This is a genomic window from Streptomyces sp. NPDC002520 (assembly GCF_053595235.1).
The window spans coordinates 51021-65144 of sequence record NZ_JBSFXG010000027.1 but is presented as its reverse complement, the minus strand read 5'-3'; the positions used below and the strand labels follow the sequence as shown (position 1 = coordinate 65144).

At 71.3% G+C, this 14124-nt stretch carries 17 protein-coding genes and 1 pseudogene; 9 read left to right on the top strand and 9 right to left on the bottom strand.

Annotated features, from left to right (window positions below):
* Positions 1–54: 54 nt before the first annotated feature.
* Complete coding sequence (locus ACWD5D_RS30775; protein WP_451376040.1) at positions 55–447, top strand: VOC family protein; 393 nt, start codon at positions 55–57, stop codon at positions 445–447.
* 80 nt (positions 448–527) lie between these two features.
* Positions 528–1607 carry an adenosine deaminase gene (locus ACWD5D_RS30770; protein ID WP_451376039.1) on the top strand — a complete coding sequence of 360 codons (1080 nt, stop codon included), beginning with the start codon at positions 528–530 and terminating at the stop codon, positions 1605–1607.
* On the opposite strand, the gene ACWD5D_RS30765 is transcribed toward ACWD5D_RS30770, so the two are convergent.
* The 3 genes from ACWD5D_RS30765 to ACWD5D_RS30755 form a co-directional block, all read right to left on the bottom strand.
* On the bottom strand, positions 1589–2104 hold the full coding sequence (locus tag ACWD5D_RS30765) for a mycothiol transferase (protein ID WP_451376038.1): 516 nt from the start codon (positions 2102–2104) through the stop codon (positions 1589–1591). The two genes, ACWD5D_RS30770 and ACWD5D_RS30765, sit on opposite strands and share 19 nt — an antisense overlap.
* A gap of 28 nt (positions 2105–2132) precedes the next feature.
* A complete protein-coding gene (locus ACWD5D_RS30760; protein WP_451376037.1) occupies positions 2133–3659 on the bottom strand; it encodes a carotenoid oxygenase family protein in 1527 nt (508 codons plus the stop codon).
* A 75-nt stretch (positions 3660–3734) separates the two neighbouring features.
* Positions 3735–4649 carry a LysR family transcriptional regulator gene (locus ACWD5D_RS30755; RefSeq protein WP_451376036.1) on the bottom strand — a complete coding sequence of 305 codons (915 nt, stop codon included), beginning with the start codon at positions 4647–4649 and terminating at the stop codon, positions 3735–3737.
* Between the two features lie 144 nt (positions 4650–4793).
* Between ACWD5D_RS30755 and mgrA the strand changes: the two genes are divergently transcribed.
* Entirely contained in the window at positions 4794–5786 is a 993-nt protein-coding gene (mgrA, locus tag ACWD5D_RS30750; protein WP_451376035.1) for an L-glyceraldehyde 3-phosphate reductase, read from the top strand.
* A gap of 242 nt (positions 5787–6028) precedes the next feature.
* On the opposite strand, the gene ACWD5D_RS30745 is transcribed toward mgrA, so the two are convergent.
* Entirely contained in the window at positions 6029–6253 is a 225-nt protein-coding gene (locus ACWD5D_RS30745; protein WP_451376034.1) for a hypothetical protein, read from the bottom strand.
* Positions 6254–6260: 7 nt separating this feature from the next.
* On the opposite strand from ACWD5D_RS30745, the pseudogene ACWD5D_RS30740 reads away from it, so the two are divergent.
* Positions 6261–6362 (top strand): annotated as a pseudogene (locus tag ACWD5D_RS30740) (AraC family transcriptional regulator); the annotation flags it as partial.
* 50 nt (positions 6363–6412) lie between these two features.
* On the opposite strand, the gene ACWD5D_RS30735 reads toward ACWD5D_RS30740, so the two are convergent.
* A complete protein-coding gene (locus ACWD5D_RS30735; protein ID WP_451376098.1) occupies positions 6413–6676 on the bottom strand; it encodes a DUF1905 domain-containing protein in 264 nt (87 codons plus the stop codon).
* A gap of 191 nt (positions 6677–6867) precedes the next feature.
* Complete coding sequence (locus ACWD5D_RS30730; RefSeq protein WP_451376033.1) at positions 6868–7251, bottom strand: nuclear transport factor 2 family protein; 384 nt, start codon at positions 7249–7251, stop codon at positions 6868–6870.
* Positions 7252–7566: 315 nt separating this feature from the next.
* Between ACWD5D_RS30730 and ACWD5D_RS30725 the strand changes: the two genes are divergently transcribed.
* The gene (locus ACWD5D_RS30725) at positions 7567–7977 is read left to right on the top strand and encodes a hypothetical protein (RefSeq protein WP_451376032.1); all 411 of its coding nucleotides are present in this window, start codon (positions 7567–7569) and stop codon (positions 7975–7977) included.
* 71 nt (positions 7978–8048) lie between these two features.
* On the opposite strand, the gene ACWD5D_RS30720 is transcribed toward ACWD5D_RS30725, so the two are convergent.
* Together ACWD5D_RS30720 and ACWD5D_RS30715 are read right to left on the bottom strand one after the other, a co-directional pair.
* A complete protein-coding gene (locus ACWD5D_RS30720; protein ID WP_451376031.1) occupies positions 8049–9425 on the bottom strand; it encodes an APC family permease in 1377 nt (458 codons plus the stop codon).
* Positions 9422–10366: a carbon-nitrogen hydrolase family protein gene (locus ACWD5D_RS30715; RefSeq protein ID WP_451376030.1), complete on the bottom strand. Its 945-nt coding sequence runs from the start codon at positions 10364–10366 to the stop codon at positions 9422–9424. The genes ACWD5D_RS30720 and ACWD5D_RS30715 overlap by 4 nt, the downstream gene beginning before the upstream one ends.
* A 175-nt stretch (positions 10367–10541) precedes the next feature.
* Here ACWD5D_RS30715 and ACWD5D_RS30710 point away from each other — a divergent pair, with 175 nt between their 5' ends.
* Together ACWD5D_RS30710 and ACWD5D_RS30705 are read left to right on the top strand one after the other, a co-directional pair.
* The gene (locus tag ACWD5D_RS30710) at positions 10542–11279 is read left to right on the top strand and encodes a TetR/AcrR family transcriptional regulator (protein WP_451376029.1); all 738 of its coding nucleotides are present in this window, start codon (positions 10542–10544) and stop codon (positions 11277–11279) included.
* A gap of 209 nt (positions 11280–11488) precedes the next feature.
* Positions 11489–11941 (top strand): ATP-binding protein, encoded by a 453-nt coding sequence (locus ACWD5D_RS30705; RefSeq protein ID WP_451376028.1) that lies wholly within the window; start codon positions 11489–11491, stop codon positions 11939–11941.
* A 53-nt stretch (positions 11942–11994) separates the two neighbouring features.
* Here the strand turns inward: ACWD5D_RS30705 and ACWD5D_RS30700 are convergent, their stop codons facing one another.
* Positions 11995–12885, bottom strand: coding sequence for an RNA polymerase sigma factor SigF (locus tag ACWD5D_RS30700; protein ID WP_451376097.1), 891 nt, complete (start codon positions 12883–12885; stop codon positions 11995–11997).
* A 241-nt stretch (positions 12886–13126) separates the two neighbouring features.
* Here ACWD5D_RS30700 and ACWD5D_RS30695 point away from each other — a divergent pair, with 241 nt between their 5' ends.
* Both ACWD5D_RS30695 and ACWD5D_RS30690 read left to right on the top strand, forming a co-directional pair.
* Entirely contained in the window at positions 13127–13486 is a 360-nt protein-coding gene (locus ACWD5D_RS30695; RefSeq protein WP_451376096.1) for a helix-turn-helix domain-containing protein, read from the top strand.
* A 108-nt stretch (positions 13487–13594) separates the two neighbouring features.
* Positions 13595–14077 carry a VOC family protein gene (locus tag ACWD5D_RS30690; RefSeq protein ID WP_451376027.1) on the top strand — a complete coding sequence of 161 codons (483 nt, stop codon included), beginning with the start codon at positions 13595–13597 and terminating at the stop codon, positions 14075–14077.
* Positions 14078–14124 lie beyond the last annotated feature (47 nt).

The following is a 14124-nucleotide window of genomic DNA, read 5'->3' as shown; positions in this document are numbered from 1 at the left end:
GCGCGCGTAGTTTTACGTATAACCTCCGGCTACCACTCCCACCGGAAGGCCCCGATGCGACGCGTTGCCCTGGTCACCCTCGTCGTGGACGACTACGACGAGGCCATCCGCTTCTACACCGAGGCCCTCGGCTTCCGCCTCGCCGAGGACGAGCCCCGGCCGGACGGTTCCCGCTGGGTCGTCGTCGAGCCCGGTGTGCGGGGCCTCGGTACCGGACTGCTGCTCGCCCGCGCCAAGGGCGAGGACCAGCGCGCCCGGATCGGGGACCAGGCCGGCGGGCGCGTCGGGTTCTTCCTGCACACCGACGACTTCGCCCGCGACCACGCCCGCATGACCGCCGCCGGCGTGACCTTCCTGGAGGAGCCGCGCCACGAGCCGTACGGCACGGTCGCCGTCTTCCAGGACCTCTACGGCAACCGCTGGGACCTGCTCCAGCCCGCCGGCTGAGGCGAGCCTTCTTACGGCCCACGCCCCCCGTCGCACACTCTGCAGCCGCTTCGAACCGCCCGCTCAAGGAAAGACCCGCCATGACTGCTACGCGCGTAGACGCCGAAGTGATCCGCCGCCTGCCCAAGGCCGTCCTGCACGACCACCTCGACGGCGGCCTGCGCCCCGCCACCGTCGTCGAACTCGCTGCCGCGGTCGGCCACACCCTGCCCACCACCGACCCCGACGAGCTGGCCGCCTGGTACTTCGAGGCCGCCAACTCCGGCGATCTGGTCCGCTACATAGCCACCTTCGAGCACACCCTCGCCGTCATGCAGAACCGTGAGGGCCTGCTGCGCGTCGCCGAGGAGTACGTCCTGGACCTCGCCGCCGACGGCGTCGTCTACGCCGAGGTGCGCTACGCCCCCGAGCTGAACACGCGGGGCGGCCTGTCGATGAGCGAGGTCGTGGAGACCGTCCAGGAGGGCCTCGCCGTCGGCATGGCCAAGGCGGCCGCCGCCGGCACCCCCGTCCGGGTCGGCACCCTGCTGTGCGGGTTGCGCATGTTCGACCGGGTCCGCGAGGCCGCCGACCTCGCCGTCGCCTACCGTGACGCCGGTGTCGTCGGCTTCGACATCGCCGGTGCCGAGGACGGCTTCCCGCCCGCCGACCACCTGGACGCCTTCGAGCACCTGCGCCGCGAGAGCGTGCCCTTCACCATCCACGCCGGTGAGGCGCACGGCCTGCCCAGCATCCACCAGGCCCTCCAGGTCTGCGGCGCCCAGCGCATCGGCCACGGCGTGCGCATCACCGAGGACATCCCCGACCTCGCGGCCGGCAAGCTCGGCCGCCTCGCCGGCTGGATCCGCGACCGCCGCATCGCCCTGGAGATGTGCCCGACCTCCAACCTCCAGACCGGCTGCGCCACCTCGATCGCCGAGCACCCCATCACCGCCCTGAAGGACCTGGGCTTCCGGGTCACCCTCAACACCGACAACCGGCTGGTCTCCGGTACGACGATGACCCGTGAGATGTCGCTGCTGGTCGAGGAGGCCGGCTGGAGCGTCGAGGACCTGCGCACGGTGACGGTGAACGCCCTCAAGAGCGCGTTCATCCCGTTCGACGAGCGGGCCGCCCTCATCGAGGACGTCGTCCTGCCGGGTTACGCGGCCGCGCTCTGAACCAGCCCCCTGAGATAGGCGGCCTGTCCGACGTGCTGAAGGTCGTCGGACAGGACGCTCACCAGGCGGACCCCCAGCGTGACCGGGGGATCCCAGCGCTCGTCCACGATCCGTTCGAGATCCTTGGCGGCCAGCGAGCGCAGGACGCCGAGGGTCTGTTCGTGGACGGCGTCGTAGTACCCGGTCAGCAGGTCGGCGGAGTCGACCTTGACCTTGGCGACCTTCGCGGAGGTGTGCCCGTAGCCGTGGTCACGGGCCGGCAGGTCGAGGCCGAAGCGCTTCTTCCAGTCCTGGGAGAGCCAGACCTGCTCGAGGTCGAAGGCGTCGGCGACGTGGTCGTCCTGCACCCGGGTGAGGTGCCAGACGAGCCAGGCGATGGAGTTGGCGTCGGGAGCCGGGCGGTAGTGCAGTTCGTCCGGTCCGAGGCCCTCGAGGGCGGCATGGACTTCTTCCTGGATGCGGCCGTAGCCGTCGATGAGGATGTCCTTCGCGTGCATACCGTCCACCATCCCAAACGACGGGCGTTCACGCGTCCGGAATCCAGCTCCCGTGGAAACCGAGCGGCACCCGGCCCGGCAGGTGCACCCGCGCCACCGGCTCCCCGGTGAAGTCCTGCGCCGCGAGGATCACCAGATCGGCCGCGCCCCGGTCCGGGTTGTGCACGTACGCGATCGCGTACCCGTCGTCCTCGGCCGCCCGGCGGTCGGCCCCGTCCCGCGGTACGAACACCGCCTCGCCCGCCGCCGCGCCCCTCGGCAGCCGGTGCACCAGGGTGGTCCCGCGCGACAGGTCGTGCTTGACGAGCGCGTTGGAGAACGCGCTGTCGGGCGGGGTGCCGCCGTCCGGCGTGAGATACGCGGCCGTCATCTCCGCGGCCGCCGCCGTGTAGCCGTAGCGGTGCCGCCGCGACACGAACGACTCGTTCACACGCGGGAATTCCTGCGGCCGGTCGTCCAGCACCCGCTGCCGCACCCGCCCGTGGCGCAGGTCGACCGTCCAGCGTTCCAGCTTCGCGGTGCCCGTCGCGGACGGACCGTCCGAGCCGCGCCCGGCGACGTGGAACGGCGCCGGGTAGGTCGTCAGGTCGACCACCACGCGGTCGCCCTCGTCGTAGGCGTTGAGCGTGTGCGAGTAGAAGACGGGGTCGATCCCGAACCAGCGCACCCGCCCTTCCCCAGAGGGGGTACCCCCAGTCCGTGGCATGACCCCCACGCGTGCGGGGTGCGCGCGGTTCCAGGCGTACGGCACCGGGGCGCCTCGCCCGGCCGCGGCGGGGTCGAAGGTGACCGGTATGTCGATGACGACGACGTGCTTCTCGGTGAGCGCGAAGTCGTGCACCATCGGCGCGTCCGGCATCGGGATCCGGGTGGTGCGCGTGATGCGCCCCGAGGGATCCACCACCATGTGCCGGACGTGGTCCCAGGCCGGGTAGTAGCCGATCGCGTGCAGCTCACCGGCGTGCGCGTCGAACTTGGTGTGCGCGGTGAACGAACCCTCCAGGGTCCCCCGGAAGTCGTACGTGCCCACCGTGCCCAGTTCGCCGTCGAGTTCGTACGGCAGCGGGCCGCTCTCCTGCAGCGCGAGGATCCGCCCCCGGTAGGGGATCACATGGGTGTTGCACGGGAAGTCGTCCGGCGGGACCGGACCCGGGTACGGCTCGCCGAGCTTCTGCGTGACCTGCGAGGCGCGCACCCAGCGGTTGCGGTACCACTCCGCCTTGCCGTCGCGCAGCCGCACGCCGTGCACCATGCCCTCGCCGAGCATCCAGTGGTGGGCCCGGGGATCCTCCAGGCCGAGCACGTTCGGGCCGTTGCGCAGGAAACGTCCGTTCAGCTCGCGCGGGATCCGGCCGGTCACCGGCAGGTCGAAGGCCGTCAGCTCCTCGGTGACCGGTGCGAACGCCCCTTCCAGAAACCGATAATGACGATCCGTCATCTGTCCCTGTTCTGCGGGGCGGGCCGCGGCCGGGCTGTTGCCCAGGCCGGTGAGTGCCCCGGCCGCCGCGAGCCCGGCCGTGCCGCGCAGCACGGTCCGCCGTGTGTGTTCCGCCATGGTGTGTCCCCCTGACCGTCGTCGTTCGTCGTTTCTGGCCGACGGTCATGAGTCTGCGGCGGCGGGCGGCCGGAATCAGGAGGCCTGGGGCCCGTCCTGGGGTGGTGCCAGGCCCCCTGTCTCGAGAAGCGTGACCAGCGCGCGGGCCGCGGGACTGGTGGCCCGTTCCGGCGGCAGCAGCGCGACGGTCTCGTACTCCGCCTCGCCCGTGCCCTTCAGCGGCAACGCCGTGAGGGAGGGCCGCTTGTGCCGGAAGTGCCGGGGTACGACGGCGATCCCGAGGTTCTCGTCGACCAGGTCCAGCAGGCTGTGCACGTCGTTGACCTCCAGCGCGACCGTGCGCCGGATCCCCGCCGCGGAGAAGGCGGCGTCGGTGGTGCGGCGCGGACCCCAGTCCGGGTGGAAGTCCACGAAGACCTCACCGGCCAGGTCGTGCGGTGCGAGCAGCGCGCCGCACGAGGCGAGCCGGTGGTTCGGATGGCACAGCACCGTCATGGGTTCGCTGGTGAGCGCCACCGAGCGCAGCTGGTCCGAGTCCGCCTGGGTGCGGTAGGCGAAGGCCAGGTCCAGCCGCCCGGCCGACACCTCCTCGGCCAGCGCGCCCGAACCGGCCTGCCGCAGCCGGATCTCCACGTCCGGGTGCCGGCCCCGGAAGGCCGCCAGCAGTTGCGCCACGTGCACCCCGGCGATGCACTGCTCGGTGCCCAGTGCCAGCGTGCCGCGCAGCACGCCCTGCACCGCCGCCACCGCCTCGTGCGCCGAACGCACCTGCGCGAGGATCCGCTCGGCCTCCACCAGCAGCGCCCGCCCGGCCTCGGTGAGCGTCACCCGGCGGGTGGTCCGCACGAACAGCGGCGCCCGCAACTCCCGCTCCAGCGCCCGGATGGACGCCGACAGGCCCGACTGGGACACCAACAGGCGTTCGGCGGCCCTGGTGAAATGCTGGTCCTCGGCGACCGCGACGAAGTGCTGGAGATGGCGCAGTTCCATGATTGAGAAGCTTAGTCGCTGAATTCCATCGGATTCTTCTGTTGGACCGCTGCCCGCCCGCCCGGCGAGAGTGGGAGCGGGTTCCCTGGGACCTCGCCGTCCCGGGAGCCGGGAACACCCCGTGCCAACCCCTCTGGAGTCGCGTTGTACACCGCACACCCCGACCGCTACGCCGACATGCCCTACCGGCGCACCGGACGCAGCGGCCTGAAACTCCCCGCGCTGTCGCTCGGCCTGTGGCACAACTTCGGACCCGACCGTCCCGCCGAGACCCAGCGGGCCATCCTGCGCCGCGCCTTCGATCTCGGCGTCACCCACTTCGACCTGGCCAACAACTACGGCCCGCCGCCCGGCGCCGCCGAGTCCGCGCTCGGTGACGCCCTGAAGGCGGACTTCGGGCCGTACCGCGACGAGCTGGTCATCTCCACCAAAGCGGGCTACCTCATGTGGCCCGGCCCGTACGGCGAATTCGGCTCGCGCAAGTACCTGCTGTCCTCGCTCGACCAGAGCCTCACACGCATGGGCTTGGACTACGTCGACATCTTCTACTCGCACCGCTTCGACCCGGACACTCCCCTGGAGGAGACGATGGGCGCCCTGCACACCGCGGTCCAGCAGGGCAAGGCGCTCTACGTCGGGGTCTCCAACTACTCGGCGGAGCAGACCCGCGAGGCCGCCCGCATCCTCGGCGAACTCGGCACCCCGCTCCTCATCCACCAGCCGCGCTACTCGATGCTCGACCGGCGCCCCGAGGACGAGGGCCTGCTGGACACCCTGGACGAACTCCAGGTGGGCTCCATCGTCTACTCCCCGCTGGAGCAGGGACTGCTGACCGGCCGCTACCTCGACGGCATCCCCGAGGACTCCCGGGCGGCGAGCGACAGCCCCTTCCTGAACTCGGAGGCGGTCACCGAAGAACTGGTCGGCCGGCTGCGCGCCCTGGACGAGATCGCCAAGTCCCGCGGCCAGAGCCTGACCCAGCTGGCCCTCGCCTGGGTGCTGCGGGGCGGCAGGGTGACCTCCGCCCTGGTCGGCGCGAGCAGCCCGCGGCAGATCGAGGACAGCGTCGGCACCATCCGCAACCTGGACTTCGACGACGAGGAACTGGCGAGGATCGACGCCATCGTGAAGGGCTGAGAAACGCCCGTTGGTGAGCACCCCTTGGTGAGCGCCCCTTGGTGAGCGCCCAGGGATGAGCGCTTGGTGGTGGATGCCCGATGATGAATGCCGGGTGGTGGGTGCCGGGGGCGTGAGGCGGCCTGTATCGGTCGGCCGTGAGCTCCTCGCTGACCTCCCACAGGCGGGCCGCCGCCTCCGGATCGACGGCGTACGGCAGGACGCCGGGGATCCCAGGCTCCGCCCGCCACTCGGCCTCGTTCTCAGGTGTCACCGACGGGCTGATGTCGCAGTTCTCGCAGTAGACCCCGCCGAGTCCGTCGAGCTGCGGGCTGGTGGCGCACCAGACGCCGGTCGCCGCTCCCTGTGGGACGGTTCTTGTGCTGCCGGGCGGGGTCGCGCACCGGGCGGCCCTCCTCGTCCAGGGCGCCCGCCGCCCGCAGGGCGTCCGCGGGGATGTGCTTGGCGAGACCGGTGTCGATGATCATGCCGGACGCCCGCTCGGTCGGCTACACCTCCGAGAGCGCCTTCAGCAACGCCTTCGAACGTACCGTCGGTGTGGCGCCCCGCCGCTACCGGGAGGCCGTCAGGGGCTGAGCCGCTCCCGGCGGCACACGGTCACGACCATGCGGCCCGCACGCGGCCCGTCACAGTCGTTCCCGCAGGCGCACCGTCACCGTGTCGCCCTCGCCCTTGCCGATCGCCCTGCGCACCTCCGCCTTCACGGGCAGCTTGTGCGTGCCGTCGCCCAGGGCCATGAAGGAGCCGCGGAACGGGTGGCCGTCGACCGTGCCGCGGACCTTGACCAGGCCCCGGGTGCCGAAGAACTCGACGGACCGTGGCCAGATCACAAACGTCCAGCCGCCTTTCTCCGGGCTCGTGCGCAGGACCGCGCTGAATTCCTCGTCGATTTCCCCCGCCGTTCCGCCCGGCGCATTACCCGCCGCGCCGGAATTCCCCGCCGTCCCTGACTTCCTGCCGGTGGTGGCCATGATGTTCTCCGCTCGCCTTGATCCTTTTCCGGCCCGTTCCGTGTGTCCGGTCCCCGGGCTCTGCCTCACATGACCACAGCGAGCGGAGAAACTCATCGTGGCACCCGGCCTCAAGCGCCCGCCGGCACCCGGTCCAGGAACCCCAGCACCTGTCGGATCCGGCCCTCGTCGTCCAGCGTGACCACGTCGAACCCGGCCACCGGAGCCGTTGTGTCGGCCTCGTTCACCAGCTCCCAGGAGAACCGCGCGGTGTCGTGGTGCCCGTCCACCGTGCCGAGCAGGCGGAAGGTGAACCCCGGGAACTGCGTGTGGGCCGCCGCGATCACGGCGGCGATCTGGTCGTGGCCGCGGACGTCGGCGAGAGGGTCGGTGTAGCTGCCGTCCGCGGTCCAGGCGGCGGCGACCGCCTTCGTCAGGGCCTGCGGCTCACGGGCGTTCCAGGCCTCGAGGTAACGGGCGATGGCGTTCTCGTGACGGTCGGTGTTCACGGACATGGCGAATCAGCCTCCATCGAGGTCGAATCTGCTGGTCAGGAGCCGGATCCGGGTGTTCGCCGATCCGGTGTGAACACCATGCCGGAGAAAGGCGGGACGGGTCGATTACCTCCCGGGTAATGGGGGCGGGACGGTGCGACCTGCGCGTTTTCGGCCAGAGGGTCCTGTGAATATGCCGGGAGAGTGGCCGGAAATCCGTGGTGACAGTGTTTCGCCAGTGGCGATACTCGAACATCAGGGGCACTTCACCGCACAGAGCCGTACGGGAAAGCGAGGGCCGGGCCGGCACTGCAGCGAGGCGACGGGGGAGTGATCGTGCACGACGAATTCCTGTGTCATGTCACCGCGTACGGAATGTGCGGGGGGCAGCGCGTCGGCGTACCGCTCGGCACTTACCGCGCGCCGACCCTGGCGCTCGCCCTGTGGTGGTTACGGGACCGGGCGTCGTGGATCGCCGAGCGGCTCGACCCGAGCCCGGAGGGCGGCGCCTTTCCCGTCGGCGCGCTGGTCCCGGTCGCGGAGACGGTCGCCGACGTCCCGACCCTGCTGCGCGCCTGGTGCGGGGACGACGCCCGGCAGGAGCTGGTCGCGGAGGAGTTGGCGGGCGGGCGGCTGGTGCGGATCGCCGCCAGCGACGACACGACCGAGTACGAACTGCTCGCCGAGTCGATCGACGCCCTGCGCATGCAGCGCACCCTGCCGGCGCTCGTCGTACCCGTCGCCTGACCCGAGCCCCGCTGCGCGCGCGGACGTGGCGGCTTTGCCGGGCCCGTCGGCGTGGGCGGAGCCATTTCCTGCTAGGGCCCCGCGACCTCGTCCGGGTCGAGTTCGGGCGTCGGACGGCGGAAGCCGCGGGTGAGCCGGAGGAGGTAGACGAACCCGGCGGCCAGCCAGCAGCAGCCGATCGCCAGCGCGACCGTGCTGAGCTGTGTCATCAGATAGACGGTGACGCAGGCGCCGAGCGTCGGGGCGACGACGTAGCCGAGCACCTTCGCGCCGCCGGACCCGAGAGCACGGGCCCGGTTGCGGACGAAGTACACGACCACGCACGCGTTGACCACGGTGAAACCGAGGAACGCGCCGAAGTTGACGAACGACGTCGCGGTCTCCAGGGAGAGATCGAGTCCGACCAGGCCGACGGCTCCCGTGAGGGCGAGACACAGGACCGGGGTCCCGGTGCGGGTGTTCAGCGCCCCGAAGAAGCGCTTCGGCAGCACGCCGTCGCGGCCCATGATGTACAGCAGCCGGCTGGAGCTCAGCTGCACGGCGAGCCCGGAGGCGAAACCGCCGACGATCCCGGCCATGTTGGTCCAGTCCGCGAAGGTCTGCCCGCCGACCTCGATGGACATCGTGTAGGCGACGATCTGCGGGTCGTCGAACACCCCGCCGGGATGGACCAGTTGCATCACGTACGCCACGGCGGCGAAGAGCAGGCCGCCGATCGCGATGACGAGCACGACCGCGCGCGGGATGGTCCGACGGGGGTCCCGCGCCTCCTCGGAGAGCGTGGTCACCGCGTCGAAGCCGAGGTAGGAGTACGCGGCGACGGCGGCCGCGGCCGAGATGCCGCCGAGGGAGGTGTGCGCGTTCCAGAGCGGCGCGGTGTAGGACCGCGGGGGACGGCCGCCGAGGTGGACCAGGCAGTACGCGACGAACAGCAGGACCAGGAACACCGCGAGAGCGGTCATCACCTTGTTGACCCGGTCGGCCAGCGTGAGTCCGATGATGTTGACCGCGGTCGTGAGGCCGGCGTTCAGCAGCATCCAGACCCAGACAGGCACGCCCGGGAACTGCGCGTTGAGATACAGCGACTGGACGAGCCAGGCCACCATCGGCAGCAGCAGGTAGTCGAGGAGCACAGCCCAGCCGACGAGGAAGCCGGCCGGGGCGCCGATCAGCTTGCGGGCGTAGGAGTACGCCGAGCCGGAGGCGGGGATGTGCCGGGCCATCTTCGCGTAGCTGAGCGCGGTCAGGAACATCGCCGCGGTGGCCACGGCGAACGCGGTCGGCGCGGTGCCGGCGCTCGCCGCGGCGATCACGCCGAAGATCACCATGACCAGGCTCGGCGCCATGTAGGCGAGCCCGAAGGCGACCACCGAGGTGAGCGAGAGCCGGCCGGTGAGCCGCTCCGGTGCGCCGCTCGGGGCGGTGCGGATCTCCTGTGTCCCGCTCATCGCGCCACGCCCTCTCCGGTGGCCGGGGCGGCGGCCTCTGCGGGGGCGGGGGTGGCGGGACGGACGGCGTCCGGCGTCCAGGGGGAGAGAGCCGGCCGCCATGTCGCCGGGTCGATACGGCCGTTGTAGAGCGGCAGTTCCAGCGGGGTGTCGCCGGCCGTGAAGTGGTCCCAGGGCCAGGAGTCGCCGCCCGTGCCGTACGTGCGGGCGGCCGCGACCCGGTCGAGGTCGACGACGGCGAGCAGGGTGGTGTCCTCCATGCCGACGGCGGCGACCTGGACGTGCCCCTCGGGGTCGATGAGCAGGCTGCGGCCCTGCGCGGTGGGCCCTGCGCCGTTGACGCTGGCGACCCAGACCTGGTTGACGATGGCGTTCGCCTGGTTGACCGGGATCTCCTGGGCGCGGCCGGACGTCGACGTCTGCACGACGTTGACCACGAGTTCAGCGCCCATCCAGGCGAGATGCCGGGTCACCTCGGGGTACCAGGCGTCGTAGCAGACCGACAGGCCGAGCCGCCCGGTGCCCGGAATGTCGAAGACGACGAACTCCCGGCCCACGCACATGGGTTCGTAGGGCCGCCAGGTGAAGATCTTCCGGTAGCGGGCCGCCAGGCTGCCGTCCGGGCCGTAGACCACCGCGGTGTTGTAGACGTTGCCGTCCGCGCCGCGCTCCAGCACGGTCCCGGGGATCAGCCAGATGCCGAGCTCGCGGGCCAGCTCGGAGAGCGCCTTGCCGCGCGGGCCGTCGAGCGGCTCGGCGTACGTGGCGTAGTACTCCTCCAAGGTCATCGCCTGCGCACCCTCGGAACACAGGTGCAGCTCGGGGTAGACGACGAGGTCCGCCCGGTTGGGCGACTTCATGCGCAGCCGGAGACCCTGCGCGAACTGCTCGAAGGACTCGGCGGGGGCCTGCACGAGGGCGAGGCGGATGTGCCGGCTCATGGGATTCCTGACGACGGGGGACGACGGGGCCCACGTGGTTCACGGCTTCAGGGAGCGGTGCGAACGGCGTGGTCGACATAAGGAACCCGATCCGCAACACTGTTGTCAACGGTGTTGGCAGTTTCGTCGGGAAGGCGTTGGTAGGGTCGGTCGAGCCGCCCGAGCGAGGAGAGACATGGCGAAGAAGACGGCGACGACCGCAGCCGCCCAGCGGTCCGGCGACGACACCGCCGCACGGCCCAGCCGCCGGGAGCGCCGCGAGCTGCGCCGCGAAGCCGCCGTGAACGCCGCCTTCCAGCTCGCCGAACGGGAGGGCGCCGCCGGACTCTCGATGCGCCGGCTCGGCCAGGAACTCGACGTGGACGCGACGATCCTGTACCGGCTCTTCCGCGACAAGGACGAACTGCTGCTCGCGGTGGCCGAGCGGACCATCCAGATGATCCTCGACGACATCGCGGAGGTGCCCGAGGACGAGCCGTGGCAGCAGACCCTGCGCCGGGTCGCCGAGTCCACCTGGCTGATCCAGACCCGCTACCCGGCGATCACCGTCCTCACCTTCGCGCGCATCACCGGTGGTCCGGCCGAGCAGCGGCTGGTGGAGCTCATCCTCGGCGCCTTCGCCCGCTCGGGCCTCGCCCCCGACCGGGCCGTGCTTCACTACCGGACCTACGTGGACACCGCCCTCGGCCTCTGCGCGCACTCCGCCGCGCTCAGCTCGCTCGACCCCGAGGTCCGCGAGAAGGACGACACCACCTGGACCCGGATCTACGCCCGCCTGCCCGAGGCGGCCTACCCCGTCACCCGGACCTACATCGACGAGCTCAGCAGCGTCACGCCGAAGGCGATCTACGACACCGCCGTCGACGCCGTGCTCTTCGCGGCCGAACGGGCGGCCGAGGGCGGCGGTTCCTGACCGCACGCCGGGCTCCGGCCCGGAAGCGGTCCTGGCCGGCAGAGCCCGGCACGGCGGTGTGAGCGGCGGCACACCGTCGTCGCCGTGGGCGTGATGATGACCACTGTGCGCGTTCGGCGAACGCTCAGGGGGACTGCCGGGCCCGGCTCGGGGTACGAGGACTGGTACAAGAGGCAACCGACCGGACCGGGCTTCCGAGAGAGACACGCATGACCGAACATCTGGGCGGGGCGGTGGTACCCGCCGGCTTCGACGTACCCGTCGAGCCGCTGCGCCGCGCCGCGCACTACACCGGCGAACCCGGATGCATCGCCGAGGCACGCGCGTTCGCGGCTCAGTTCCTGGAGCAGTTGCGCAACGAGTGGTGCGCCGCGATCGACAGCAGGGCCGACGGCGAACTGCTGCTCGTCGTGAGCGAACTGGTCACCAACGCCGACCGGCACAGCAACGGCCCGTACATCCTGGAGTTGGAGGGCACGGACAGCGCGGTCAGCGTCTGCGTGTACGACAGCAGCGTCGCGCTTCCCATCCGCTACCCGAAGGACCCCGAGCGTGTCGGGCGGCACGGCCTGGAGATAGTGCACGCGCTGGCCGCCGAGATCACCGTGGAGCGGGTGCCCGTCGGCAAGCGGGTGCGCGCCCGGTTCGACCTGGCAGGGTGAGCGAGGGCGCGTGAGCCCTCGCCCCGGCCCGAGCCCCGGCCCCGGACGCGGCCTCAGGCGCAGCCGAGTTCGCCCAGCATCCCCCGGCGCAGCCGCGTGATGATCCGCTTGATCAGCCGGGACACGTGCATCTGGGAGCAGCCGAGCCGTTCCCCGATCTCCGCCTGGGTGGCCTCCTCCACGAACCGCATGTGGATGATCCGCCGGTCGCGCTCGCTGAGTTCGGCCATGAGCGGGGCGAGCGCGTGCACGTCCTCGACGAGCAGGAGCCCCTCCTCCTCGACGCCGATGAAGTCGGCGAGGACGGCTTCGCCGTCCTCGGGACCGTCACCGCCGAGCGCGGCGTCCAGGGACGTGGAGGTGTAGCCGTTGGCGGCGATCTGGGCCTCGACGACCGCCTCCTCGGAGAGGTTCATGAGCGTGGCCAGTTCGGCGACGGTCGGGTCCCGGTCCAGCCGGCTGGACAACTCGTCGCGCGCCTTGGCCAGCTCCAGGCGCAGCTCCTGGAGGCGGCGTGGGACGTGCACCGCCCAGGTCGTGTCCCGGAAGAACCGCTTCATCTCGCCGACGATGTAAGGCAGCGCGAAGGACGTGAACTCGACCTCGCGCGACAGCTCGAACCGGTCGATGGCCTTGATCAGGCCGATCATCCCCGTCTGGACGACGTCCTCCATGTCGTCGCTGCGGCCACGGAACCGCCCGGCCGCGAACCGGACCAGCGACATGTTCATCTCGATGAGGGTGGTGCGCGCGTACTGGTACGCGTGCGTCCCCTCCTCCAGCTCGGCCAGCCGGCGGAAGAACGCGCGGGACAACTCCCGCGCGTCCCGCGGGGCGACGGACGCGGGGTCCGCGATGCCCGGCAGCGCCCCGTCGTCCGCGCCGTGGGGCACGGTCCCGTCGACGGCCTCTGCTTGCGGCCGGATCCCGGCGGCGGTGTTCATTGCCTCTCCCACGAAAGTCACGGTCGACCTCTGTCTCCGCGGCCCCTGTGTGTCCCGGCGCCCTGCCCGGACCGCGTGCTGCCCGGCTACCCGGAACTCGGCGGCCCATGCCCGCCGATGTTTCCCTGAGGGCGCAACTCGCGCCTCTTCCCGGCCGGCCTACGGCTTCTAGGCTGTGGAGGTGAGCAACCAGGCGAGCAGCGAGCGGGCGAGCGACGAACAGGCCGGCCACGACATCCGGGTGATCCCGCTGCGCCCGGCACCCGCCCGCCCGGACACCGCGCAGTCCGCGCCCCGGGAGCCCCTGTGGCGCGACCTCGTCGGTGACGTGCTGCGCCGCGAACGCCTGGCACAGGAGCGCACGCTCAAGGACGTGGCCGACGCCGCCCGGATCTCCCTGCCCTACCTCTCCGAGGTGGAACGCGGCCGCAAGGAGGCGTCCTCGGAAGTCCTCGCGGCCGCCGCTTCCGCCCTCGGACTGGGCCTCGGCGATCTGCTGTCACTGGCCCAGGGCGAACTGGTCCGGCGCAGCGGCACGGACCGCCGTTCCGCCTCGCACCGGGCGGTCGGCCCGTACCGCGGGATGTGCCTGGCGGCCTGACGTGCCGTCCGCCCTACCCCGGCCGGGTCAATTCGCCGCCCGGCCGATGAGTTCTACGGCGTGAACCGGTCGACACTGAAGACCGCGTTCCCATCGCAGGAGGTGTCCATGACCACCGACGGATTCACCACGTGTCTCTGGTTCGACGGCCAGGCCGAGGAGGCCGCCCACTACTACGTGTCCGTCTTCAAGAACTCCGGCATCGGCCGGATCGGCCGGTACAACGAGGGCGGGCCCGGTCAGGCGGGCTCCGTGATGGCCGTGGAGTTCACGGCCAACGGCCAGAAGTTCGTCGCGCTCAACGGCGGGCCCCAGTTCACGTTCAGCGAGGCGATCTCGTTCCAGCTCTTCTGCGCCGACCAGGCGGAGGTCGACCACTACTGGAACAGGCTCACCGAGGACGGCGGCGAGCCCGGCCCCTGCGGCTGGCTCAAGGACAAGTACGGCGTCTCCTGGCAAGTCATCCCGGACGGCCTGATCGACATGATCGGCGACCCGGACCCCGAGAAGGCCGCCCGCACCACCAGCGCCATGATGAGCATGGGCAAGCTCGACATCGCCGAACTCAAGAAGGCGTACGCGGGCGAGTGACCGGCGGCGGGCCCCGGGCCCGCGGGACGCGCCGAGGGGCGGTGCCG

Coding starts and splice junctions, on each gene's coding strand:
- ACWD5D_RS30775 (WP_451376040.1), top strand. CDS start 55: ATGCGACGCGTTGCCCTGGTCACCCTCGTCGTGGACGACTACGACGAG.
- ACWD5D_RS30770 (WP_451376039.1), top strand. CDS start 528: ATGACTGCTACGCGCGTAGACGCCGAAGTGATCCGCCGCCTGCCCAAG.
- ACWD5D_RS30765 (WP_451376038.1), bottom strand. CDS start 2,104: ATGCACGCGAAGGACATCCTCATCGACGGCTACGGCCGCATCCAGGAA.
- ACWD5D_RS30760 (WP_451376037.1), bottom strand. CDS start 3,659: ATGGCGGAACACACACGGCGGACCGTGCTGCGCGGCACGGCCGGGCTC.
- ACWD5D_RS30755 (WP_451376036.1), bottom strand. CDS start 4,649: ATGGAACTGCGCCATCTCCAGCACTTCGTCGCGGTCGCCGAGGACCAG.
- ACWD5D_RS30745 (WP_451376034.1), bottom strand. CDS start 6,253: ATGATCATCGACACCGGTCTCGCCAAGCACATCCCCGCGGACGCCCTG.
- ACWD5D_RS30730 (WP_451376033.1), bottom strand. CDS start 7,251: ATGTCCGTGAACACCGACCGTCACGAGAACGCCATCGCCCGTTACCTC.
- ACWD5D_RS30720 (WP_451376031.1), bottom strand. CDS start 9,425: ATGAGCGGGACACAGGAGATCCGCACCGCCCCGAGCGGCGCACCGGAG.
- ACWD5D_RS30715 (WP_451376030.1), bottom strand. CDS start 10,366: ATGAGCCGGCACATCCGCCTCGCCCTCGTGCAGGCCCCCGCCGAGTCC.
- ACWD5D_RS30710 (WP_451376029.1), top strand. CDS start 10,542: ATGGCGAAGAAGACGGCGACGACCGCAGCCGCCCAGCGGTCCGGCGAC.
- ACWD5D_RS30705 (WP_451376028.1), top strand. CDS start 11,489: ATGACCGAACATCTGGGCGGGGCGGTGGTACCCGCCGGCTTCGACGTA.
- ACWD5D_RS30700 (WP_451376097.1), bottom strand. CDS start 12,885: ATGAACACCGCCGCCGGGATCCGGCCGCAAGCAGAGGCCGTCGACGGG.
- ACWD5D_RS30690 (WP_451376027.1), top strand. CDS start 13,595: ATGACCACCGACGGATTCACCACGTGTCTCTGGTTCGACGGCCAGGCC.